Origin of the sequence: Microbacterium schleiferi (assembly GCF_038150145.1) — a bacterium.
GTDB lineage: Bacteria > Actinomycetota > Actinomycetes > Actinomycetales > Microbacteriaceae > Microbacterium > Microbacterium schleiferi_B.
This window is the reverse complement of record NZ_JBBWSA010000002.1, coordinates 221340-243230: the sequence shown is the minus strand read 5'-3', so window position 1 is coordinate 243230 and position 21891 is coordinate 221340. Positions and strand designations below refer to the sequence as shown.

General features: G+C 66.6%; 24 protein-coding genes. All 24 read left to right on the top strand.

The window, feature by feature from the left end; all coding sequences use genetic code 11:
- The first annotated feature begins 203 nt into the window (after positions 1–203).
- The 24 genes from AADH62_RS03025 to AADH62_RS02910 all read left to right on the top strand — a co-directional run bounded on the left by AADH62_RS03025 (position 204) and on the right by AADH62_RS02910 (position 21872).
- The gene (locus AADH62_RS03025) at positions 204–356 is read left to right on the top strand and encodes a hypothetical protein (RefSeq protein WP_300591231.1); all 153 of its coding nucleotides are present in this window, start codon (positions 204–206) and stop codon (positions 354–356) included.
- A 226-nt stretch (positions 357–582) separates the two neighbouring features.
- Positions 583–2043 (top strand): AAA family ATPase, encoded by a 1461-nt coding sequence (locus AADH62_RS03020; RefSeq protein WP_341578215.1) that lies wholly within the window; start codon positions 583–585, stop codon positions 2041–2043.
- Between the two features lie 26 nt (positions 2044–2069).
- Complete coding sequence (locus AADH62_RS03015) at positions 2070–3047, top strand: hypothetical protein (RefSeq protein WP_315551878.1); 978 nt, start codon at positions 2070–2072, stop codon at positions 3045–3047.
- On the top strand, positions 3044–3484 hold the full coding sequence (locus tag AADH62_RS03010; protein ID WP_341578214.1) for a hypothetical protein: 441 nt from the start codon (positions 3044–3046) through the stop codon (positions 3482–3484). The genes AADH62_RS03015 and AADH62_RS03010 overlap by 4 nt, the downstream gene beginning before the upstream one ends.
- Positions 3485–3936: 452 nt before the next feature.
- Positions 3937–4218, top strand: a complete 282-nt coding sequence (locus tag AADH62_RS03005; RefSeq protein WP_228179440.1) for a metal-sensitive transcriptional regulator — start codon at positions 3937–3939, stop codon at positions 4216–4218.
- Positions 4219–4250: 32 nt separating this feature from the next.
- Positions 4251–4580 carry a heavy-metal-associated domain-containing protein gene (locus tag AADH62_RS03000; protein WP_228179439.1) on the top strand — a complete coding sequence of 110 codons (330 nt, stop codon included), beginning with the start codon at positions 4251–4253 and terminating at the stop codon, positions 4578–4580.
- Positions 4577–6850 carry a heavy metal translocating P-type ATPase gene (locus AADH62_RS02995; RefSeq protein WP_228179438.1) on the top strand — a complete coding sequence of 758 codons (2274 nt, stop codon included), beginning with the start codon at positions 4577–4579 and terminating at the stop codon, positions 6848–6850. Before AADH62_RS03000 ends, AADH62_RS02995 begins: the two co-directional genes overlap by 4 nt.
- A gap of 40 nt (positions 6851–6890) precedes the next feature.
- The gene (locus AADH62_RS02990) at positions 6891–9074 is read left to right on the top strand and encodes a heavy metal translocating P-type ATPase (protein ID WP_374198036.1); all 2184 of its coding nucleotides are present in this window, start codon (positions 6891–6893) and stop codon (positions 9072–9074) included.
- A 35-nt stretch (positions 9075–9109) separates the two neighbouring features.
- Positions 9110–9547, top strand: a complete 438-nt coding sequence (locus tag AADH62_RS02985; RefSeq protein WP_341578213.1) for a DUF6153 family protein — start codon at positions 9110–9112, stop codon at positions 9545–9547.
- A gap of 96 nt (positions 9548–9643) precedes the next feature.
- Positions 9644–10255, top strand: a complete 612-nt coding sequence (locus AADH62_RS02980; protein WP_341578212.1) for a DUF305 domain-containing protein — start codon at positions 9644–9646, stop codon at positions 10253–10255.
- A 61-nt stretch (positions 10256–10316) separates the two neighbouring features.
- Complete coding sequence (locus AADH62_RS02975) at positions 10317–11153, top strand: F510_1955 family glycosylhydrolase (RefSeq protein ID WP_341578211.1); 837 nt, start codon at positions 10317–10319, stop codon at positions 11151–11153.
- A 326-nt stretch (positions 11154–11479) separates the two neighbouring features.
- The gene (locus AADH62_RS02970) at positions 11480–11947 is read left to right on the top strand and encodes a hypothetical protein (RefSeq protein ID WP_228179434.1); all 468 of its coding nucleotides are present in this window, start codon (positions 11480–11482) and stop codon (positions 11945–11947) included.
- 91 nt (positions 11948–12038) lie between these two features.
- Positions 12039–12704, top strand: a complete 666-nt coding sequence (locus AADH62_RS02965; RefSeq protein WP_228179433.1) for a DsbA family protein — start codon at positions 12039–12041, stop codon at positions 12702–12704.
- Entirely contained in the window at positions 12704–13723 is a 1020-nt protein-coding gene (locus AADH62_RS02960; RefSeq protein WP_228179432.1) for an NAD(P)-binding domain-containing protein, read from the top strand. Before AADH62_RS02965 ends, AADH62_RS02960 begins: the two co-directional genes overlap by 1 nt.
- Positions 13724–13733: 10 nt before the next feature.
- Positions 13734–14240 carry a hypothetical protein gene (locus AADH62_RS02955; protein ID WP_228179431.1) on the top strand — a complete coding sequence of 169 codons (507 nt, stop codon included), beginning with the start codon at positions 13734–13736 and terminating at the stop codon, positions 14238–14240.
- The gene (locus AADH62_RS02950; protein WP_228179430.1) at positions 14230–14772 is read left to right on the top strand and encodes a signal peptidase II; all 543 of its coding nucleotides are present in this window, start codon (positions 14230–14232) and stop codon (positions 14770–14772) included. Before AADH62_RS02955 ends, AADH62_RS02950 begins: the two co-directional genes overlap by 11 nt.
- Positions 14769–15104 carry a DUF6804 family protein gene (locus tag AADH62_RS02945; protein WP_228179429.1) on the top strand — a complete coding sequence of 112 codons (336 nt, stop codon included), beginning with the start codon at positions 14769–14771 and terminating at the stop codon, positions 15102–15104. Before AADH62_RS02950 ends, AADH62_RS02945 begins: the two co-directional genes overlap by 4 nt.
- A complete protein-coding gene (locus AADH62_RS02940) occupies positions 15101–15703 on the top strand; it encodes a TlpA family protein disulfide reductase (protein ID WP_228179428.1) in 603 nt (200 codons plus the stop codon). The genes AADH62_RS02945 and AADH62_RS02940 overlap by 4 nt, the downstream gene beginning before the upstream one ends.
- Entirely contained in the window at positions 15703–16467 is a 765-nt protein-coding gene (locus AADH62_RS02935; protein WP_228179442.1) for a cytochrome c biogenesis CcdA family protein, read from the top strand. The genes AADH62_RS02940 and AADH62_RS02935 overlap by 1 nt, the downstream gene beginning before the upstream one ends.
- Complete coding sequence (resB, locus tag AADH62_RS02930) at positions 16448–18139, top strand: cytochrome c biogenesis protein ResB (RefSeq protein WP_341578210.1); 1692 nt, start codon at positions 16448–16450, stop codon at positions 18137–18139. Before AADH62_RS02935 ends, resB begins: the two co-directional genes overlap by 20 nt.
- Positions 18136–18396, top strand: a complete 261-nt coding sequence (locus AADH62_RS02925) for a zf-TFIIB domain-containing protein (protein WP_228179427.1) — start codon at positions 18136–18138, stop codon at positions 18394–18396. Before resB ends, AADH62_RS02925 begins: the two co-directional genes overlap by 4 nt.
- A gap of 19 nt (positions 18397–18415) precedes the next feature.
- Complete coding sequence (locus AADH62_RS02920; RefSeq protein ID WP_374198037.1) at positions 18416–19360, top strand: cytochrome c oxidase assembly protein; 945 nt, start codon at positions 18416–18418, stop codon at positions 19358–19360.
- Positions 19360–20973, top strand: a complete 1614-nt coding sequence (gene lnt, locus AADH62_RS02915) for an apolipoprotein N-acyltransferase (RefSeq protein WP_228179425.1) — start codon at positions 19360–19362, stop codon at positions 20971–20973. Before AADH62_RS02920 ends, lnt begins: the two co-directional genes overlap by 1 nt.
- Before the next feature lie 191 nt (positions 20974–21164).
- Entirely contained in the window at positions 21165–21872 is a 708-nt protein-coding gene (locus AADH62_RS02910) for a M23 family metallopeptidase (protein ID WP_228179424.1), read from the top strand.
- Positions 21873–21891 lie beyond the last annotated feature (19 nt).

Below are 21891 nucleotides of genomic sequence, written 5' to 3'. Positions count from 1 at the left end.
GAGAACGCAAAGTCGATCAGAATATGCCCGCCGGCCGGTCAGGTCAAGAAGCGGCGAGGCATCAGCCTGCGACTGGGTGTTGACGGTGCGTGCGTGCAGCCCATATCCTGATCGACTTTGCTTCGCGCCGACCTGTCTTCGACACCAACCGCGCGGCTCAAGGAATCAACGGGCGATAACTCAACTCGAAGGGAGGTGAACTCATGGGGAAGTACAACCGCGACCAGAACTGCTGGTCTCGTGGGGAGGTGAGCGACGCCCGTCTGCACCAGCACTCCGGACCCCAGCACGCTTTCGGCGGCTGGGAGAAGGTCAGCAACGGGGACGGCTCGTACTGGATGCGCCAGACGCACTAGTGGCCCCGCGTGTCCCGCTCGCTCGACGGCTCGGCGTCAGCGAGCGGGACACGTTCGCACTCTGCTTCGCAAGCAGTGGCCGACTCAATAGCATCAGACCGCGGGAACGAAAGGGCGCAGGGTGGAGAACCAAGATGAAGTAGTCGAACGCGACTCGGCCGGCGACCCAGTTGACGTGGCGCGCAAGGCTTACGGATCGGACTGGGTAGGGATTGACGGACGAGCCATGCGTGCACGTCGGGACGCCCAGCGTCGGCGGGCGAAGGAAGCAGTCGCTCAAGAGCGAGAGCGTCGCGAGCGTGAAGAGGCGGAGATCCTCGCGATGTCAGTCGACGATGTCCCGGTCTCCGTCAATCCCGCTCCACACGATTCCGCACCGGCTCCGCGCGCTCCGCAGCATCGCGCGCGACCGACGGCATTGGTCGAGCGGCTCCACATCGAGAACCTCCGGTCGTTCTCAGGGGCTCACGACGTTGAGCTGGCGCCGCTCACCCTCATCTACGGGCCGAACTCCGCTGGGAAATCGACCGTCCTCAAGGCACTCAAGCTTCTGATGCAGACCGTCGACGCAGGACGGACTGATGCTCTTCGTGCGTGGGACAAGGCCTTCGAGGAGGCAAGCGCGCGCAACCTGATTACCTACACCGAGCCCGATCCCGAGGATCCGAGTGGGTTCCAGTGGCAGTCGCCGCTCGTCCTGGGTGTTGAATTCCGGACCCGGGACGGGCGTCTCGCTGCAGCGGAACTCAGCTACGACCTCAACCCCGTCGGGTCGATCGATATGCACTCCACCGCCCTGGCGGTGGTCGGGGAAGGTCAGGCCTCCCGCAAGCGATTCATCCCGGAGGACTTCGCGGATGACCGCGACCCTTTCCACCCATCTGATTTCGGCAACGGCCTTCTCACGCGCTATCGCGTCGGCGAGAGCCGCGGAGGGTCCGACTGGGTAGAAGAGTCACGACTTGTGGATGCCGAGCTGTTCGCACACGAGGACCGGAAGCTGCAGTCTGATCTATTCGAGATGGCGTTCCTGCTTCGCTACTGCGGGCCTCACCGTGGCGAGCCGGGCAAGAGCTACGACCCGGAGCGAGGTGTCTACAACTCGGACTGGTTTGAGTTCTTCGGCAAGCCTCGGCGCGCCGGATTCAGTGAGTTCGACCTCTTGAACCAGATGCTCGCTCAGCTCGAGGTGCCGTATGTCTTCGAACAGGACGCACTTGCACGACTTCGGAGCCCGATCCAGCAGACGTGGATCATGAAGGACGTCCGCTCTGGCGCGCCAGTGGCATTGGATCAGGTTGGCTACGGAGTGAGCCAGCTACTGCCGGTCGTTGACGTAGCCGTCCATGCCGAGAGGCAGGTCATCTGTGTCGAGGAGCCCGAGTTGCACCTCCACCCTCGCCTTCAAGCGAGGCTCGGGAACTTGTTCGCCACGGCTGTAGTTCGCGGGCGCAACCAGGTGATCGTCGAGACCCACTCGGAGAACATCCTTCTCCGTGTTCGAAGGCTGATTCGCAACGGGAAGTTGCGTCCTGAAGAAGTCGCAGTCCTGTACGTGGACAACGTGGATGAAGCTGGTGCATCGGTTCGCCGCCTGCGGCTTGGAGATCGTGGCGAATTGCTCGATCCTTGGCCGACGGGATTCTTCGACGATGGTCTCGCGGACATCCTCGGGATCACGAAGTGAGTCCATCAGCAGAGGCGCTGATCCCGATGAGCGTCGACCCCGATGCCCTCCGCGACCACCCCCGAGACTCGGACGAGGCCGTGCACAATACGCTCGTGGACTGGATATCGGATCGTGGCGTTCTCACGATCTCAGACAGCGACCTCGATGACTTCTACGACGCGATCAAAGGGCTGAGCGACCTTCCCAAGACACTCTGGGTCAAGTTGCTGGGCGCGTTGTATGACCTGAACCGGCTAGACCAGGATCCCGACGCTCTATCGGTAGCAAGCCTCTTGAACGAGCTCGGTCTAAGCGATGCCGCGAACAGGATCCGTCTCCTGGTAGCAGGGGGCACGGCTGCGGCCGCGAAGGGCGTCGATTACGCGGTGGGGTCCCGTGTCGTTGGTGCCACGGAGGTGGTCTTGGCGGGCACCCTTCATCGGGCTGCTCTGCTTCAGGCCTCGGAGACGGTAGGCATCTTCCCTGCCGGCCAGTCCCGCAGGCGCGCCGTTGCGAGCCGCTTTCTCGAACCGCTTGCACGGCGATCCCACGCGGTTAAGGCAGTTGACCCCCACCTGCTTGAGGACATCGTGAACGGGAGTGCAACTATCCCCCACACGGAGTGGCTTGTGACGACATTGGGGATGGCGATGCCTCCGAACGCGACATTGTCAGTGCTTGGGAAGTTGCAGTGGCACTGGGATAGCGACGAGAGAATCCATCAAGAGGCAAGGATTGCCGACTTTCTCGCCACGGCTCTGAGCGGGCGCACCGATCCACTAACAGTTCATGTGCGAGCAGTTAAGGCGACGCCCCTCAAGAATCGATTCCTTTGGTTCAGCTGTGGCCACTCGTACGACGTGCTGCACAACTTTGCCCCGCTGGCGGATGATCCCCTCAATGAAGAACTGCGGTTCTCGAGGCAGATCGATTATGTAGCCGAGGAGACCCTCAGGACAGCGGAGCGAATTGAGAACGCGAGGCAGGCAACGATGGTGAGCGTTACGAGGTCGTTCCCGTGATGCAGATCGTCCAAGCCACGAAGACGTCCGCCGACCCTTGGATCGATTCCGCGACGCTCGCCATCGTGGTCGCCGTAATTGCGCTGTTGGGTGTCTTGGTAGCGCAAACGATCACACTCATCAATGAGCGAGCCAAGCGGCGCGACGAGTTGACCAGGGCTGTCCGGGACGAAGTGCAGGGGCTGATGATGGCTTTCTACGACTGGGTCGAGTTTGCTCGACACACGTACCCCGGGAAGCGCATCGACACGCAATGCGAGCCCTTCGAGGAACAGTGGGCAACGGTTTCGCCGGCGCTGCCTGCGACGGCCGCACGGATGGCGGGCAGGGGGCGACACCGGACGATCGTGCTCACGCTAATCGATGGCATCACGATCCAGTCGACTGCGTACCGCGAGGGCGAGAGCATCGGCAGTACACCGCTGTTCGCCCCGTAGCAGCCGCGTGTGCCGGCCCGCACTTGATCCACGCCGCGCGACCGAGGCGCTGGATGGACAAGTCGTTGGGCGCTGAGGCTCCGCCGCCGTGGACATCTTGCCGAGTCAGCCTGCGCAATGGCGCGACTGTAATGGACATCTCTGAGCGGTTCCTACAATAGGTGTAGGTCTTTCTTGAACTTGTCCATTTCGCAGATGAAGTGTCCACGGTGTGTCCATTCGGACATTTCGGCGATGAGCAAACTTTGGTCAGTCGCGCATCCTCGTCCTCCGCGGAGATTGATGGCGGCAAGCAGCACCAAGGGCCACTGACCAATCCGTGCGGTGCTGCCTGCTGTCGCTTCACCGCATTTGCCCGGCGATCTCCGTCCCCCAAGTGACTGAAGGTTTCTGGGTGAGTCCGTGAATCGAATCGCTTGCTCTACATACGGTAGGGGGGTATGGTACTTGCCATGAATGGTTACACGGCGAGCAAGGATGACCTTCTGAAGCGGCTGCGTCGCGTGGAGGGTCAGGTTCGTGGGATCGCGCGGATGGTCGAGGAGGACAAGTACTGCATCGACATCCTCACGCAGGTCTCGGCGGCCACGAAGGCCCTTGAGTCCGTCGCGCTGTCTTTGTTGGGTGACCATCTTTCGCACTGTGTTGCCGAAGCCAGCGCCGAGGGTGGTGCCGTTGCGGACGAGAAGATCCGCGAAGCCAACGAGGCGATCGCCCGTCTGGTCCGTTCCTGACCCACCTGCCCACTCACGACGAGGAGACGATGATGAACACCGAGAACCGCAACGACCTGGGCTTGAAGGACACCGGCGCTGGTTGCGCCTGCTGCGCGACCGCATCAACCCCCGAGACCGCGGATGCGGCCACGGCGGCCGTGACGGCTGACGTGCTGGTGACGGGGATGACCTGCTCGCACTGCGTGTCGAGCGTCACCGAGGAGTTGTCCGCGATCGACGGGGTCGAGGGTGTGTCGGTGGACCTGAACGCGGGCGGCGCGTCGCGGGTGACGATCCGCAGCTCGACGGCGATCCCTGCTGCTGCCGTGGAGGCGGCGGTGGAGGAGGCTGGCTACGCCGTGGCCGGCAGCCCGTCATGAGCATGGTCGATGTCGAGCTCGACATCGCCGGGATGACCTGCGCGTCGTGTGCGACGCGGATCGAGCGGAAGCTCAACAAGCTGCCGGGTGTGGAAGCGACCGTCAACTACGCCACCGAGAAGGCTCGCGTGCGCGGTGAGGACGTCGATTCGGCCACATTGATCGCGGCGGTCGAATCCGCCGGCTACCAAGCGGCGCTTCCTGCGCCGACGGTCGTCGAGGCTGCGGGGGAACCCGGTGCGCCGGTGGACCGCGATCTGGTTTCGCTGCGGCAGCGTCTGCTGATCAGCGCCGCTTTGTCGGTGCCGGTCGCGGTGCTGTCGATGATTCCCGCGCTGCAGTTCGAGTTCTGGCAGTGGCTGGCGCTCACCCTCACCGCCCCGGTGGCGGTGTGGGGCGCGTGGCCGTTTCACCGTGCTGCGGCGGTTAACGCCCGTCACGGTGCCGCCACGATGGACACGCTCATTAGCGTCGGGGTGATTGCCGCGTTCGGCTGGTCGCTGTATGCCCTGTTCTTTGGTGGCGCCGGTATGCCCGGGATGACGATGACGTTTACTCTCATCGGCACCCCGCGGGCGGGCGGGCATGAGATCTACCTCGAGGTCGCCGCGTTGGTGACGGTGTTCATCCTCGCGGGCCGGTACGCCGAGGCCCGCGCCCGCAAGTCGTCCTCTGAGGCGCTGCGCGCTTTGCTGGAGCTGGGAGCGAAAGACGCCGTCAAGCTCGTCGATGGTGTGGAACAGCGAGTCCCGGTCAGCCAGCTGATGGTGGGGGATGCCGTTCTGGTGCGGCCGGGGGAGAAGATCCCCTCCGATGGACTCGTCGTCGACGGGTCCTCGGCGATTGATGCGAGCATGCTCACGGGCGAATCGGCCCCGGTTGAGGTCGGTGCGGGTTCCCGTGTGGTGGGTGCGACGGTCAACGTCGGCGGCCGGCTTACGGTGGAGATCACCCGCGTGGGCGTGGACACCGAACTGTCGCGGATGCGGCGGCTGATGGAGGAGGCGCAGACCGGCAAAGCCCGCGTGCAGCGTCTCGCGGACCGGGTGTCCGGGATCTTCGTGCCCATCGTGATGATGCTGGCTATCGCCGCGTTCGCGGGCTGGCTGCTGGTCGGCGGGTCTGTGGAGCTGGCGTTCACCGCCGCGATCGCGACGCTCATCATCGCGTGCCCGTGCGCGCTCGGGCTGGCCACGCCGACCGCTCTGTTGGTGGGCACCGGTCGCGGCTCTCAGATGGGAATCCTCATCCGGGGACCGCAGGTACTGGAGCAAACCCGCACGGTCGACACGATCGTGCTGGACAAGACCGGCACCGTCACCACGGGAACCATGGCCGTCACAGCCGTCCACCCCGCACCCGGAGTCACCCGGGAGCAGCTGCTGGCCGCGGCCGCGGCGGTGGAGTTCGGGTCGGAGCATCCTGTTGCCCGCGCGATCGTCGCCGGAAGCGTCCCCGTCCCGCCGGCGGAGACGTTCGACTCTCACGCCGGGTTCGGGGTGCAGGGCATCGTCGCAGGCTCTCTCGTCGTCGCCGGCCGTCCGTCTTGGCTGCAGGAGCAGTGGAGCATTCACCCCACCGCGCAGCTGCAGCACGACGCCGACGAGCTGCAAACCGCGGGAGCGACCGTCGTCGCCATCGGTCGTGACGGCACCCACCTGGGCATCATCGCGGTCGCCGACACAGTCAAACCCACCAGCGCGGAGGCGGTCGCCCGGTTCCGGGCGTTGGGTATGACACCGGTGCTGCTCACCGGCGACAACGATGGCGCTGCACGGGAGATCGCTCGACAGGTCGGCATCGACCAGGTGCACGCCGGGGTAACCCCGGCCGGGAAGCTCGACGTGGTCCGCCAGCTACAGGGCGACGGGCGTGTGGTGGCGATGGTCGGTGACGGGGTCAACGACGCCGCTGCTCTCGCTGCCGCTGACCTCGGTCTCGCGATGGGCGGGGGAACGGATGCCGCGATCGCTGCGAGCGATATCACCGTGGTCTCGGGTGACCTGCTGGTCGTCGCTGACGCGATCCGGTTGGCACGCCGCACCCTGGGGACGATCAAGGGCAACCTGTTTTGGGCGTTCGCGTACAACGTCGCCGCGATCCCGGTCGCGATGGCCGGGTTGCTGAACCCGCTGGTTGCCGCGGCCGCGATGGCCTTGTCCTCGGTGTTCGTCGTCACGAACAGTCTGCGCCTGCGCGGGTTCCGCACCATCCCGGCGAGCTCGACGACCGCTACCCCTGAACCGGCCCGCGTTTCCGCCCGGGTCTGACCTGCATCTGCTGGATGTGAACAGTGGAAGGACGCTCATCATGAGCCAGCACGATCACCACGCACACCACCACCCCACGGCTACCGGCGCCGGCGGTGATGACACTGCGCAGGAGCTGCGCGAGACCGTCGCCGAATCCGACACCGTCGACAACCCGCACGCACACCACACCACGCAGAACAGCCCTGATGAGGGACACGGCGGCGCGCACGCGGGGATGCAGCACGGTGCTCATGGTGGGCATGCCGGGCACGGCGCGGACCATGTCGCACGGTTCCGTCGATTGTTCTGGATCAACCTGATCCTCGCCGTCCCGGTGGTGGCGTTCTCGGGCATGTTCTCGATGCTGCTCGGCTATTCCCTCCCCGACGCAGCGTTGGTGGGGTGGATCTCCCCGGTTCTCGGCACCGTCATGTATGTGTGGGGTGGTGCCCCGTTCCTGACCGGCGCGGTCAGCGAACTGCGTGCCCGTAAGCCCGGCATGATGCTGCTGATCGGGCTGGCGATCACCGTCGCGTTCGTCGCGTCATGGGGGGCGAGTCTCGGGCTGCTGGATCACGAGCTGGACTTCTGGTGGGAGCTGGCGCTGCTGATCGTCATCATGCTCCTTGGGCACTGGATCGAGATGCGGTCGCTCGCGCAGACCACCTCGGCACTGGACTCCCTCGCCGCGCTCCTCCCCGACGAGGCGGAGAAGGTCGACGGGGACACCACTGTCACCGTCGCGCCCGCGGATCTGCAGGTCGGTGACGTTGTAGTGGTCCGCCCTGGTGGGCGGGTTCCGGCTGACGGTCGGGTGGTGCAGGGTTCGGCGAGCATGGACGAGTCGATGATCACCGGCGAATCCAAGCCGGTCCGCCGCAGCGATGGGGACGCGGTCGTGGCCGGCACCGTCGCCACCGACTCCGGAATCCGTGTCGAGATCAGCGCGGTGGGGGAGGACACTGCCCTCGCCGGCATCCAACGCCTGGTTACCGAGGCGCAGAACTCGTCCTCGAAAGCGCAGCGTCTCGCCGACCGTGCCGCCGGGTGGCTGTTCTGGTTCGCGCTGATCGCCGCGGCCATCACCGCGGTCGTGTGGACGGTAGTCGGGCTCCCCGATGACGCGGTGATTCGCACTATCACGGTTCTGGTGATCGCCTGCCCGCACGCCCTGGGTCTGGCGATCCCGCTGGTGGTGTCCATCGCCACCGAGCGCGCTGCCCGGGGCGGGGTGTTGATCAAGGACCGTCTGGCGTTGGAGAGTATGCGCACCGTGAACACGGTGTTGTTCGACAAGACCGGCACTCTCACCAAGGGCGCTCCCGCCGTCACCGCGGTGGAACCGGTCGACGGGATGGATGCGGACCGGCTGATGGCTCTCGCGGCCGCTGCGGAGTCTGATTCCGAGCATCCGCTGGCCCGTGCCATCGTCACCGCCGCGCGGGAGAAGGACCTGTCCGTGCCCAGGTCGACGGACTTCGAGTCCTCACCCGCGGTCGGTGTCCGCGCGACCGTCGACGGCCAGGTGGTGCAGGTGGGCGGACCGTACCTGCTCGAGCAGACCGGTGGCCAGGAGCTGCCGATCGCGGACGCCTGGCGGGAGGAGGGTGCGATCATCCTGCACGTCCTCGTTGATGGGAAGGTCGCCGGCGCGCTCCGATTGGCCGATGAGATCCGTCCCGAGTCCCGGCAGGCGATCGACGCACTGCACGCCCGAAACGTGCAGGTCGTGATGATCACCGGCGACGCCGAGGCCGTCGCCGCGTCCGTGGCCGCTGAACTTGGCATCGACCGGTTCTTCGCGGGTGTGCGGCCGGAGGACAAGGCGTCCAAGGTGAAGCAGCTGCAGGATGAGGGCCGGAAGGTCGCGATGGTCGGCGACGGTGTGAATGACGCGCCCGCTCTCGCGCAGGCGGATGTCGGTATCGCCATCGGTGCCGGCACGGACGTGGCGATCGCGTCGGCCGGCGTCATCCTCGCGAGCGATGACCCCCGCTCGGTGCTGTCGGTGATCGAGCTGTCCCGCGCGAGCTACCGGAAGATGAAGCAGAACTTGTGGTGGGCTGCCGGGTACAACCTCATTTCGGTGCCGCTGGCCGCCGGCATCCTCGCCCCGATCGGGTTCGTGCTGCCGATGTCGGTGGGCGCGATCCTCATGTCGCTGTCCACGATCGTCGTCGCTCTCAACGCTCAGCTGCTGCGCCGGTTGGATCTCAGCCCCGACGCGGTCATCCGTCGCTGACCGGTCTGACGTAGCGTGTAAGGGAGGGAGGTGACATGTCGCTGATCGCACTGACGGACCGGATCCACACCGGCCGCTCCATGGCTCGCACCCTCCTGCTGCTCGTCGCAGTCACCGGCGCGATCATCGTGGGCCTGCTGGCCATGCATTCCCTCAACACCCACACCGCCACCGACACCAGTCATCAGACCACCGCCACCGCTTCTGCCACGACAGGTGCCGGCGATCACCACGCCGGCACCACCGCAACTGATGAGCCGTGCGCGGATTGCGGCAACGGACACTCCACCATGCTCGCGATGGCGTGCGTGCTGGCATTGCTGGTGACCGTGCTGTTGCTGGTGCGGCCCGGCGCGGCCATGCGATGGTTGTCGATCCTCCCTCGACCAAGACCCTCGGTCGCGTCGGCGCTGTTTACCGGGCCGGCCCTGCGGCCTCCTTCACTCACCGTTCTCTGCATCAGCCGTACGTGATGCGTCCGGGGCCGGACCTTTGTGCTGGCTCTTGCACCCGCACGCCCGTCATCCTGACCGGCGCTGCTTCACGTACCCCTGTATTGGAGAACTCTGATGAAGATTCGTACCGCGGCAACCGCCGCACTCACCCTCGCCGCTGCGCTCACTCTCGCGGGCTGCGCCGGCGACTCCGGCTCAGAGTCCATGCCTGGCATGGACCACGGCAGCTCGGCCCCGTCGTCCTCCTCGTCTGCCGCGACGGCGGACTTCAATGACGCGGATGTGATGTTCGCGCAGATGATGATCCCGCACCACGAACAGGCCGTCGAGATGTCGGACATGGTCCTGGACAAGGAAGGCATCGACCCGGGTGTCCTCGCCCTGGCCTCCGATATTAAAGCCGCCCAGCAGCCCGAGATCGACCAGCTGCAATCATGGCTGGAAGAGTGGGGTGCCGATAGCGACACCGGCTCCATGGAAGGCATGGACCACGGCGGCGGCATGATGAGCGGCGACGACATGGCGGCGCTGGAAGCGGCTACCGGAGCGGAGGCGTCGCGGCTGTTCCTCGAACAGATGACGATGCACCACGAAGGCGCCATCACTATGGCGCAGGATGAAGTCGACAACGGGCAGAATCCGGACGCGATCGCGATGGCGCAGACCATCATCGACACGCAGACCGCGGAGATCGCCACCATGCAGGAGCTGCTCGCGCAGCTCTGACCGCACCCGGTGAGGACGCCCCACCCGAGGGCGTCCTCACCCTGGACTCGAAAGGGTGCGTATGCGCATGCCCCTGCGCGCGACAACGAGTCTTGTCGCGCTTTCTGCTCTGACTCTCACCGGCTGTGCAGCTGCTGCACCGCCCTCCACCGGTGCCGAACACGCCCAGGTTGTTGCCCACGTGCACGCCATCGTTCCCGCACCTGACGGGGACGGGTTCCTCCTCGGCACCCACGAAGGCATCTTCACTGCCACCGCGGACGGCGAGATCGGTCCTCGTGTCGGCGGTAACGACTTCGACGCGATGGGGCTCACCGCGCTGGATGGGGATCTGATCGCTTCCGGCCACCCCGGCCGCAACACACCCGCCGAGCTGGGGGAGGGGAACCTCGGCATCATCCGCAGCCAAGACGGCGGCGAGACCTGGGAGCCGGTCGCGTTCACCGGAGAGAAGGACTTCCACGCCCTCACCGCCGGCCCGGACGGCACCCTTTATGGGCAAGACGCCGGAGACGGCGCCGTGCTCATCAGCACGGACGGCGGTGTCTCGTGGTCGCCCACCGGTAGCACCCTGCTCGCCTTCGGTCTGGAGGTGGATGCAGTCGGTCGGATCATCGCGGTCACTCCTGACGGCCCGCAGGTCAGCACGGACCGCGGTGAGAGCTTCGCGGCTCTCACCGACGCACCCAACCTGTTCCTCATAGCAGCCTCCCCGGACCGCCAGCGGTTGGTCGGCGTTGATGCCAACGACACGATCTGGACCGTCACGGGGGCTGGGTCATGGCAGGAGGTCGGCACCGTACACGGCACTGCCCAAGCCATCACGATCACCGACGAGGGCGACGTGCTCGTCGTCGACGACAGCGGACTCAGCCTGCTGCCCTCACCGCGTCAGTGAGGCACGCGGTCGTCTCATGGACAACTCAAGCCGGAGAGTGGAGGCGAATCGGCGGCCATCTGTCGCTGTAAATCCATCCCCGACACGGGCCACATGGACATCTTCCAGCGGTTCCTACAGTAGTAGTTGCCAGGCCGACCACTCCCGAGTCGGATCCGGCATGTCGCGCCGACGATGCGCCGGGCAGCCCAATCGTCCGACACGAGCAGGACCTTTCGGCACGGCGTGGCCGGGGGCAGGAGCTCGCGGCGGTGAAGGAGCGTCAGCTGGTCGGTGTCTGAGCCTGTTCATAGCCTAGAATGGGTGCCCACGGTAGGCTTTTGGTGATGACCCCGACGACTCGAACTCAGCGCGCAGCCGTGCTGAGCGAGCGTCTTCTGATAACGAGGATCGTTACTGCTCTCGGCCTGGCGCTCCTGCTGATGTTGGGCATCGCCGCTGCTGGACACCTCGAGACCGATGGCACCACGCCGGTGCCGCTGGGAATGTCCGCACTCGTGGACCCGCACGTCGAGCCGCTGAGTGGCGGCGCCACCGATGCACGCGACGGCAGAGAACAGCAGACGGTGGTTGGCGAATCCTCGGGGGCCAGCGCGCTGATGGGGGCAGCGCTGTGTGTTCTGGGAATGCTGTGCGGGCTGGTGCTCGCGGTGCTGACTTACCGGCTGTGGCGCAGCCGCGTCCTCCCTGATCGTGGGATCTGGCCGCGGGTACTCTCGCTCTTTCCCCACCCGTCGACGATTTCGCGGGTGAGCATCCTTTCGCTGACGCAGTTGAGCATCTCCCGAACCTGACATTCGGCGTGCCGTCCTTCCGGGACGGCGATTCGCCCCGGGCTCACGCCCGGGTTCTGTCATGTGTCGTGTCTTGGTTTGGAGTACTCGAATGAAAACCCCTGTGAAGGCGACGTTGGTCACTCTGGCTGTGGTCGTCGTGATGGTGCTGGTCGCGATCATCTATGCGCTGGTCAATCAGAACCCCACCCCGCCTCCCGGCGAAGGAAGCAGCACCGGCACCTCCGTGGTGGGAGAGAGCTCGCACGTTCTGGATGACGGTGGTCCGGATGCGGTGACGGTGGTGGAGTTCCTGGACTTCGAGTGTGAGGCGTGCGGCGCGTTCTACCCGATCGTCGAGGATATCCGGGAGAGGTACGCCGGCCAGATCACCTACGTGGTGCGATACTTCCCGCTGCCCGGTCATTTCAACTCGAAGAACGCGGCGATCGCCGCGGAGGCTGCCGCACAGCAGGACCGATTCGAGGACATGTATCACCGACTGTTCGAGACACAGGCGGAGTGGGGTGAGGCGCAGGAGTCTCGTGCCGAGCTGTTCCGCGGCTTCGCCGAACAGCTCGGATTGGACATGACCGCCTATGATGCGGCCGTTGCCGATCCCGCCACCACCGAACGCGTGGAGCTCGATTTCAACGAGGGACGCGCTCTGGGGGTCGGCAGCACGCCGACGTTCTTCGTCGGCGGGGAGAAGCTCGAGCTGCAGACGCTGAACGACCTCGAAGACGCAATCGCGGCTGCCCTCTCCGGTGGTCGGTGATGCAGACGAGCCTGTCGCACCGACGAGTGATCATCGTCGGAGCCGGGCAGTCCGGACTGGCAGTTGCCGCAGCGTTGAATGCCAAGGGCCTGCGCCCGCAGCAGGATTTCGTCGTGATCGACGCGGCTCGCAAGGGGCAGCGCAGCTGGGCATCTCGATGGCATTCGATGGAGCTGCTCAGCGACGCCCGGCATAGCGTGATCCCGCCTCGAGGGCTCCCCGGCGATCAGCGTCGGCGTCCCCGCGCTGACGAGATCGTCGATTATCTGGCCTTCGTCGAGGGGGGACTTCGTGTCGAGACGGTCTGGGGGGTCCGCGCCACCGGAATAGAGCGTCCCGGCACCGGAACCACTCTGCTGCTGTCCACGACCGCAGGGGACGTACAGACCCGCAACGTCGTGTGCGCGACCGCCGCGGCAGCGTATCCGCGTGTGCCGGAGTGGGCTGCGACCCTGAGCGTTCCAGGCGTCGTGATGCACAGCAGCGACTACCTGTACCCAAACCAGATCGAGCCGGGACATGTGCTCGTCGTCGGAGGCGGCAACAGCGGGGTGCAGCTGGCACGTGAGCTGACCACTTCTCACACGATCACCTTGTCTATACGCACCCCGCGGGGGCACCGGCCGAGCGGCAGCTACCCGTCAGCTGCCGGACAGGCAGTCTCGTGGCTCACCCGCAGGCGGCATCCCGAACCGGTGTTCGGCGACAGCTACGAGCGGCTGCGCCGCGCCGGGGTCTCCATCGTTCCCGCGGCGACTGCCGCAGACGGCGGCGTGGTGACGCTCGCTGATGGCAGTGAGCTCTCACCGGACTCCGTGATCTTCGCCACCGGCTACGCACCGGGTGATGACTGGCTGCCGGATGCCGCGCACGCCGAGCGGGGAGCCCGTACCCGGACCGGGATCCCGGGACTGTTCGTCGCCGGTATGCCGCAGTACAGCGGCCGCGGTGCGGACACCATCACCGGGGTCTGGCGAGACGCCACCACAATCGCCCATCACATCATCAACCGTCCCTGAAAGCCACGCCATGTCATCCTCCCCGCCCACCGAGGCCACCCCGATGCTGCTCAGATGTCGTCCTGCCGCATTCGTCGCCCTGGGGGTGAGCCTGCTGCTGGCAGCTGGCATGGTGCTCTCGACCGCATCATCCGCGGCCGCACATGACAGCATCGTCTCGGCCACCCCCGATGCTGACGCGACCATCGGCGTGGCGCCGCAGGAGATCTCGCTCACCCTCGAATCGGCCGCGGTTCCCGAGAGTGCCCCCACTCCCGAGCTCACCGCCACGAAGCAGGCGCTTGAGCCATCTCCTATCCGTTCCACCGCCGAATCCACGGACGACGGCTACGGCGGTCAGGCCTCCGGCGGGGGAGAGCTCTTTCCCGTGCTTGCTGTCATCAGCGGCGTGGTCATCATCGGCGGCGCACTGATCGTGGTGCTCATGGTGGCCTGGGAACGCCGCCGCCGCGACCGCGCCGCGACAGAAGCGACCCGGGCACAGCCCTCGACGGAGGAGAAGACCGATGGCTCGTAACAGCGGCACCCGACTCGCGGTCGCCTGCATGATCGCCGCGGTGGTCGTGGTGATCGACCAGGCCACCAAGGCGGCGGCGGTGTCGGGGCTGAGCACCCAGCAGCGCATCCCCCTGCTGGGTGATCTGCTCGGACTGCAGCTCGCGTTCAACCCCGGTGCGATCCTCTCCCTGGGCGCTGGCTTCACCGGGCTGCTGACGCTCGTCGGGGTGGCTGCCGTGGTGCTGCTGGTGATCGCCGTCGTCCGAGCTCGCACCGTGTGGTGGGCTGTGGGACTCGGGTTGATCCTCGGCGGTGCGATCGGGAACCTCATCGACCGGCTGTTCTCTCCACCCGGGTTCGGCGTCGGGCACGTCACCGATTTCCTCGCCTACGGCACCTGGTTCATCGGCAACCTCGCCGACGTCGCGCTCGGCGCTGGCGTGATCCTCCTCGCCAGCGTTCTCTGGGCACACCGGGGAGCAGCCACCGGGCGCCGCGCCGAAGCGGCGACGAACGAGCCCGAGCCTGTCGCGGAGGCGCGGAGACCATGATGGCCAAGCAACGCATGCCGTCCGTCTATCAGCGCAATGCTTTCGCCCCGGGGCTGCTCGCAGCCGTCGTCCTGTTCCTGGCCCCGGCGCTGATGAGCGGAGACTGGTTCCTCCTGGTGCTGTTCGTCACCGCGATCCTCGCTGTCATCGTCGGCTGGTTCGCCGTACAGGCCAGGCAGTGGTGGTGGCTTCCGGCGTTCGCCGCGATAGCGGTGCTGTGGAACCCGCTATTCCCGTTTCCGTTCTCCGGGCCACTCTGGTCGTTCGCGCAACCGGCTGCCGCGGTGATCTTCCTGGTCGCCGGAGCGATGATCAAGGTGCGTCGCTCGTGACTCGCCGCCGCGTCTTCGCCGCCGTCTTCGCGCTGCTCGCGGTCAGCGTGGTGACTGGCTGTGCGAGCAACGATTCGCTCGCCCAGCAGTATCGGGACGGGAACGAGAAGGGCTACATCGCCGGCGACTTCCAAGTGGTGCAGATCCTGGAGTCCGACCGCGGTGAACCGGTCGCTTTCGAGGGGCTCACCGAGACCGGCGAGAGAGTGACCAGCGACGACTACCGCGGCGGGGTGCTGGTGGTGAACTTCTGGTATGCCGCGTGCGGTCCGTGCATCGTCGAGGCGCCGCTGCTCGAAGAGGTCTGGCAGAGGTACCAGGACCAAGGCGTCGCATTCCTCGGCGTCAACACCTACGACCAGCCCGCCACCGCCCTGTCTTTCGCTCGCGACAACAACGTCACGTACCCGAGCGTGATCGACGTCAACGACGGCAAGGTCAAGCTAGCGTTCGCGCAGGTCACCCCGATCCAGGCCACCCCCACCACGCTGGTGCTCGACCGGGACGGGAGAGTCGCTGCCCGGGTCATCGGCCAGCTGGCCAGCGCCTCCATCCTGGCCACCCTGGTCGCCGACACCCTCGCCGAGGAGAATCCGTGATCAACCCCGGGCCTCTGGTCGTCGACGGTGCTCTGTGGATCGCGATCCCGATCGCGGCCCTCGCAGGCCTGGTCTCGTTCATCTCCCCTTGCGTGCTGCCTCTGGTGCCCGGCTACCTCGGCTACCTCGGCGGCGCCGCCGGCAGCAACCCGGGTGCCGCCGGGACCGGGTCGACGGTAAGGGCGGAGCGCACCCGCCTGCTGCTCGGCGTGGGCCTGTTCATCGCCGGGTTCACGGTGGTCTTCGTCACCGTGACGATCCTGGGCGGCACGTTCGGGCTCCTGCTGCTGCAGTACGCCAACATCCTCACCCGACTCCTGGGGGCGGTTGTGATCGTCCTCGGCCTGGTGTTCATCGGGTTCTTCGGTATCGCCCAACGTAGCCTCCGTCCTCGGATCCAGAGCCGCGCCGGCCTGATCGGCGCCCCGCTTCTCGGGTTTGCGCTCGGAGTGGGGTGGACCCCCTGTATCGGTCCGACGCTCGCGGCGATCCTGTCGATGTCATGGAACCTCGGCGATCCCACCCGAGCCGGCCTGCTTGGTCTTGCCTACTCGCTCGGGCTGGGTCTCCCGTTCCTCCTGCTCGCTATGGGCTGGGGGTGGGCTTCGCGCTCGGTGTCGCTTCTGCGTCGCCACATCCGCGCCCTGAACATCATCGGTGGCGTCCTGCTGGTGTTGCTCGGGGTTCTCATGGTGACCGGGTTGTGGACCATGCTGATGTCCGCTCTGCAGCAGGTGGTGATCAATGTCCCCGTCCCGCTCTGAGACCGGCACGGTTGTCGACCCGCTGCGCCCCGCTGATCACCGCGACTCCGACGCCCCGTCCGAGATCAACGGTCCTGCCCTCGGTGTGGGCGGCTGGGCCCGGTGGGCGTGGAGGCAGCTGACCAGCATGCGCACCGCCCTGGTGCTGCTGCTGTTCCTCGCGATCGCCGCCGTCCCCGGGTCGCTGTTCCCGCAGCGCACCGCCGACCCCAACGGGGTCACCCAGTGGCAGCGCGACAACCCTGACGTGTTCCCCCTTGCCGACGCGGTCGGCCTGTTCGATGTGTACTCGTCCCCCTGGTTCTCCGCGATCTACCTGCTGCTGTTCGCATCCCTCATCGGCTGCGTCATCCCCCGGGCCAAGCACCACTACAAGGCGCTCCGGTCCGTGCCGCCGCGCACTCCCGCACGACTGTCCCGCCTGGTCGACTATCAGGAGACGATGATCGCGACCGACGAAGCCACTGCGGATCCGGCCGGGGATGCGGTACGGCTAGCGCAGCACCAGCTGCGTCGAGCCGGTTACCGAGTCCACCGTTACGACGAGCCGGGGTGGGCTTCGGTCTCGGCCGAGAGGGGGTATCTGCGGGAGACCGGCAATCTGGTCTTCCACATCGCTCTGGTCGGGGTGCTCGTCTCGGTCGCGATCGGCGGCGGGTTCGCCTACACCGGCCAGCGGGTCGTGGTGGAGGGCACGACGTTCGTCAACGCGCTCAGCGACTATTCCTCCTTCAACCCCGGCCGCTTCATCGACGGCACCCGCTTGGCCCCGTACTCGATCACCCTCGACGACTTCCGGGTCTCTTATCAGCTGCCCGGCATGCCCGGTGCCGGGCAAGCGGGTGACTTCTCCGCCGACGTCACGATCCGCAGCTCCGGTCGGGACGACCGGACCGAGAGCGTGATCGTGAACTATCCGATCACCGTCGCCGGTGACCGCATCTACCTGCTCGGCAACGGCTACGCCCCCACCCTCACCGTCCGTGACGCCGCAGGAGAGGTCGTGTGGAGCGAATCGCAGCCGTTCCTGCCGCAGGACTCGAACATGACATCGCTCGGGATCATCAAGATTCCGGACGGGCTTCCCGAGCAGCTTGGGCTGGTCGGCTTCTTCTACCCCACTCAGGGTGTGCTTCCCTCCGGAGCGTTCACTTCCGTTTACCCGGACGTGGTCAACCCGGTGCTCACTCTCAACGTGTTCAGCGGAGACCTCGGCATCGATGACGGCACACCCCGGTCGGTGTACACCCTCGAGGTCGACGGACTCACCCAGCACACCGGCGGCGACACGGGGCTGGACTCCCTCGAGCTCACCCCCGGCGCCACCGTCAACCTGCCCAACGGGTGGGGCACGATCACCTGGGAGGCAGCGTCCGAGCAGGAGCCGGTGAAACGGTTCGCGTCCCTGCAGATCCAGCACGATCCCACCAGCGGATGGGTGCTCGCCTTTGCGATTCTCGCCATGGCGGGACTGTTCGCCGCTCTGTTCGTGCCCCGCCGACGCATCTGGGTCAAAGCCCGAACCGTCCCCGCGGGCGTACACCTCGAATACGCGGGCCTCGCCCGCGGCGAAGACCCCACGCTCCACACGGCCGTCCGTGATATCGCGAACGACCACGCCGCCGCTCTGAACCGCGCGCGCGGCGCGAACCCCGAAGGAGAGACCCGATGAAATGCCCCGTTGATGACACTCTGCTGCTGGTGAGCGAGCGCGCCGGCGTCGAGATCGACTACTGCCCCGGGTGTCGCGGCGTCTGGCTGGACCGCGGCGAACTGGACAAGATCCTCGACCGGGCCACCGACACTCGTGCCCCGCGATATCCGGAACCCGGTACCCGTGATATCCGCCACGACAGGGGCGACTCGCACCAGGGCCGGAACGGGCGTCGTCGCCGCGACGGGCTCCTGGGAGAGCTGTTCGACTTCTGATCGCCTGACCAGACATGACATCGTGAACGACTGGATCCCTGGCACGCCGCCGACTTTGCTCAGCTTGCTCAGCCCCGCGCCGTTGCCGTTCCCGCTGCTGCCGCTGGTCGCCGCCGTGCTTGCTGCCGCCTACCTCGCCGGCGCGATCCGACTGTGGATCGGCCGGCGGCGGTGGCCGGTGTGGCGCACGGTCAGCTTCTTGCTCGGTTGCGTTGCTCTGGCTGCGGTCACCGGTCTGGGTGTGGAGGCATATGGGTACGCACTGTTCTCGGTGTTCATGTTTCAGCAGCTGACCCTCATGATGGCCATCCCCCCGCTGCTGGTGCTCGGATCCCCGGGCACACTCCTGCTTCGAGCCACACCCCACCACGGGCTCGGCCGGCTCATGCTCCGCATAGCACACGCGGGACTGCGCAGCCGCGTCGCGCGGTGGGCACTGAGCCCCTGGGTGGCGCTTCCGCTGTACCTGTTCGCGTTCTACGGGCTGTACCTCGCCGATGCCGCCGACCGCATCCTCCAAGCACCCGGGGGACACGTGGGCCTCGAGGTCGGGTTCCTGGTGGCCGGGATCCTGTTCACCATCCCGGTGCTCTCCGCCGACCCACTGCCGGTGCGACTCAGCCATGGCGGTCGCGCGCTGGACGTGTTCGCCGAGGCCGCCCTGCATGCGTTCTTCGGGGTGTTCCTGATGGTGGCGACCACTCTGCTCGTCGACGCGTTCGCCGCGCCCACGCTGGCGCTGGGCATCGATCCGATCGAGGACCAGCGTCTCGCCGGCGGCCTGGCCTGGTCATACGGAGAAGCGCCGACCCTGCTGATGCTGATCTTCGTCATGCACCGCTGGTTCCGCGATGACACCGCCCGGGATGCCGCTGCCGCCCGCTACGCCGACACCCATGGCGACCCCGAACTCGACGCCTACAACGCCTACCTCGACACGCTTCGTCAAAAGGACAGCAGCTGATGGCCACGACCACTCTCGCCACCGCGTTTCCGCCGGAAACGACCACCGCGCCCCCTCTGGGTCGCACGGCACGGCTGCCATTGTGGGCAGCGATTGCGGTGGCTGGCGCTGGCGGGTTCGTGCTGGATCTGGCCACTCCGGCGATCGGGTGGTGGCCGTTGGCGCTGGTGGCAGTCACGATGTCGCTGGTTAGCCTGATCGGCCGCAGCGCCCTCACCGCATTCCTCGTCGGCACGGTTTTCGGCGTCGTGTTCTTCTTCACCCATCTGGTCTGGGTCGGGCAGTTCCTTGGCCCGGTGCCCTGGGTGGCTCTCGCCAGCCTGCAGGCCGTGCTGTTCGGTGCCGGGGCCATCCCGATCACCCTCGCCTACCGGTGGACGGAGCGGTATCGATCGCGTGGGGCTGTGCAGCTGATCGCCGTGCCGCTGCTGATCGGCGGGCTCTGGGCCACGCGTGAAGTCGTGATGGGGTCGTGGCCCTACGGTGGATTCCCCTGGCTGCGGATTGGTATGACACAGGTCGATGGCCCCCTGGTTCAGGCCGTCTCATGGACCGGAGTGACGGGACTGAGTCTGCTGATCGTGGCCCTGTGCGCGGGCATTCTGCAATGGGTTCGCGCGGGCGGCATTCGGTTCTTGCGCGGGATCATCCCCGCCGCGATCCTTACACTCGTCCTCGTCGGAACCCCGCAATTTCCCACCACTGACGCTGGGACGCTTCGGGTCGGGTGGGTTCAGGGCAATGGCCCCGCCGGCTACTTCGACACCAAGGCGCCCGGCGAAATGCTCGACGTGCAGGCAGCCGCCTCCCGACCGCTGCTCGGACAGCAGATGGACCTGCTGGTGTGGCCGGAAGGCAGCGTGGATGCTGACCCCCTGCGGACACCCACGGTCGCGACTCGGCTGGACCGTGTCGTGGCCGAGGCGGGGGCGCCACTGCTGATGAACGCGGCCACCACCCGCGGTGCGGACGTGTTCAACACGTCGCTGCTGTGGACAGCCGATGTCGATGCCCGCCAGTGGCACGACAAGGTGAACCCGGTTCCGTTCGGCGAATACGTACCCGACCGTTGGCTGTATGAACGCATCGCCCCGGACCTCGTCGGGCTGATCCAGCGGGAGTACACCCCCGGCAGCAACCCGCCGATCGTCACCGTGAACGACGTCGGCGTCGGGCTGGCGATCTGCTTTGACGTCATCTACGACCAGGTGATCTGGGACGGTGCCCGCGCCGGCGCGGAACTCTACGTGTTCCAGACCAACAACGCCGACTTCCGAGGGACCGACGAGAACCTGCAACAGCTCGCCTTCGCGAGAATGCGCGCCATCGAAACCGGCCGGACTGTGGTCAACGTCTCCACCGTGGGCACCAGCGAAGTCATCGCGCCCGGCGGCGGCACGACCGACAGCGTCGGCGTCGACACCACGGCCGCGGAGATCAGCACGATTCCATTGCGCACCGGGCTCACCGCAGCCGTGTTCATCGGGCCGTGGCTGACCGGGTTGGTCCCCGTCCTCGCGGCCATCACCCTCATCGGGCTCGGGATCCAGGACCGCGTCCGGCCCCTCATCCCGCGTAAGCACGCCGAACCACGGAGGTCGACACCGCTATGAGAGCACCAAGACCCGTCGCGGAGGCCTGGTCCAGCCCGCCAGGTGGAGAACCGTCGAGCGACCAGCCTCGCGCGTTCCCCACACGTCGCAGTCTCCGGCAAGAAGGCTCCCCGTCGCGCACGATCGTGGACCCCACCCCGCGGCCGGCCGTCGCGGCAGCGCCATCGCGCGGTCCCCGGACGATCCATCCGGTGCGGAGACTGACTGCGCTCGCTATTGTCAGCGGACTGATCACGACCGTGGCGTTGCCCGCATACGGCGCCTGGCGGTCTACAGACCCCCTGCCACCGACAATGCAGCGGGTCGCCTCGGAAGACGCGCAGTCTCTCATCGTGGCGTCCGACGCGACGCAGACACAGCTCACGCGCGACAGCTACTCGGCTACGACCCCGGAGGAGATCGACCGGAGGGAGGCGGCGGAGGCCGCCGCGTCTCGTGCTCGCGCTTCGGAGCGCGTGGCGTTGGTGCCGTTCGACTACAGCATGGTCACCCCCGGCAGCGGCATCGTGCGGTGGCCGGTAGGCGGCCCGTTCACCGTGACCGACCGGTTCGGCGACCGCGGCGGTGCGCATATGGGCACCGACATGGCCGCCGCCGGTGGCACCCCGGTCTACGCGTCCCTAGGCGGTGTCGTCAGCGTCTCGCAGGATGGCTATGGCGCCTACGGCGTCACCGTCATGATCGAGTCCGTCCTGAACGGTCAGCGCGTCCGCACCGTCTACCCACATATGCAGACCGGGAGCCGACTGGTCTCTGTCGGCCAGACCGTCACTGCCGGTCAGACGGTCGGACTGGTCGGAACCACGGGACGCTCCACCGGCAACCATCTGCACTTCGAGGTGTACATCGACGAAACCGCCGTCGACTCACTGATCTGGCTGCAAGCGAACGCCGGCTGAGGCCCAAACCCCTGACAAA

What these genes read in the sequence shown, in the direction of transcription:
- AADH62_RS03025 (WP_300591231.1), top strand. Translation starts at nt 204, where the DNA reads ATGGGGAAGTACAACCGCGACCAGAACTGCTGGTCTCGTGGGGAGGTG.
- lnt (WP_228179425.1), top strand. Translation starts at nt 19,360, where the DNA reads ATGGCCACGACCACTCTCGCCACCGCGTTTCCGCCGGAAACGACCACC.
- AADH62_RS03015 (WP_315551878.1), top strand. Translation starts at nt 2,070, where the DNA reads ATGAGCGTCGACCCCGATGCCCTCCGCGACCACCCCCGAGACTCGGAC.
- AADH62_RS02950 (WP_228179430.1), top strand. Translation starts at nt 14,230, where the DNA reads ATGGCTCGTAACAGCGGCACCCGACTCGCGGTCGCCTGCATGATCGCC.
- AADH62_RS02955 (WP_228179431.1), top strand. Translation starts at nt 13,734, where the DNA reads ATGTCATCCTCCCCGCCCACCGAGGCCACCCCGATGCTGCTCAGATGT.
- AADH62_RS02995 (WP_228179438.1), top strand. Translation starts at nt 4,577, where the DNA reads ATGAGCATGGTCGATGTCGAGCTCGACATCGCCGGGATGACCTGCGCG.
- AADH62_RS02960 (WP_228179432.1), top strand. Translation starts at nt 12,704, where the DNA reads ATGCAGACGAGCCTGTCGCACCGACGAGTGATCATCGTCGGAGCCGGG.
- AADH62_RS02965 (WP_228179433.1), top strand. Translation starts at nt 12,039, where the DNA reads ATGAAAACCCCTGTGAAGGCGACGTTGGTCACTCTGGCTGTGGTCGTC.
- AADH62_RS02925 (WP_228179427.1), top strand. Translation starts at nt 18,136, where the DNA reads ATGAAATGCCCCGTTGATGACACTCTGCTGCTGGTGAGCGAGCGCGCC.
- resB (WP_341578210.1), top strand. Translation starts at nt 16,448, where the DNA reads ATGTCCCCGTCCCGCTCTGAGACCGGCACGGTTGTCGACCCGCTGCGC.
- AADH62_RS02990 (WP_374198036.1), top strand. Translation starts at nt 6,891, where the DNA reads ATGAGCCAGCACGATCACCACGCACACCACCACCCCACGGCTACCGGC.
- AADH62_RS02980 (WP_341578212.1), top strand. Translation starts at nt 9,644, where the DNA reads ATGAAGATTCGTACCGCGGCAACCGCCGCACTCACCCTCGCCGCTGCG.
- AADH62_RS03000 (WP_228179439.1), top strand. Translation starts at nt 4,251, where the DNA reads ATGAACACCGAGAACCGCAACGACCTGGGCTTGAAGGACACCGGCGCT.
- AADH62_RS03005 (WP_228179440.1), top strand. Translation starts at nt 3,937, where the DNA reads ATGAATGGTTACACGGCGAGCAAGGATGACCTTCTGAAGCGGCTGCGT.
- AADH62_RS02985 (WP_341578213.1), top strand. Translation starts at nt 9,110, where the DNA reads ATGTCGCTGATCGCACTGACGGACCGGATCCACACCGGCCGCTCCATG.
- AADH62_RS02975 (WP_341578211.1), top strand. Translation starts at nt 10,317, where the DNA reads ATGCGCATGCCCCTGCGCGCGACAACGAGTCTTGTCGCGCTTTCTGCT.
- AADH62_RS03020 (WP_341578215.1), top strand. Translation starts at nt 583, where the DNA reads ATGCGTGCACGTCGGGACGCCCAGCGTCGGCGGGCGAAGGAAGCAGTC.
- AADH62_RS02945 (WP_228179429.1), top strand. Translation starts at nt 14,769, where the DNA reads ATGATGGCCAAGCAACGCATGCCGTCCGTCTATCAGCGCAATGCTTTC.
- AADH62_RS02970 (WP_228179434.1), top strand. Translation starts at nt 11,480, where the DNA reads ATGACCCCGACGACTCGAACTCAGCGCGCAGCCGTGCTGAGCGAGCGT.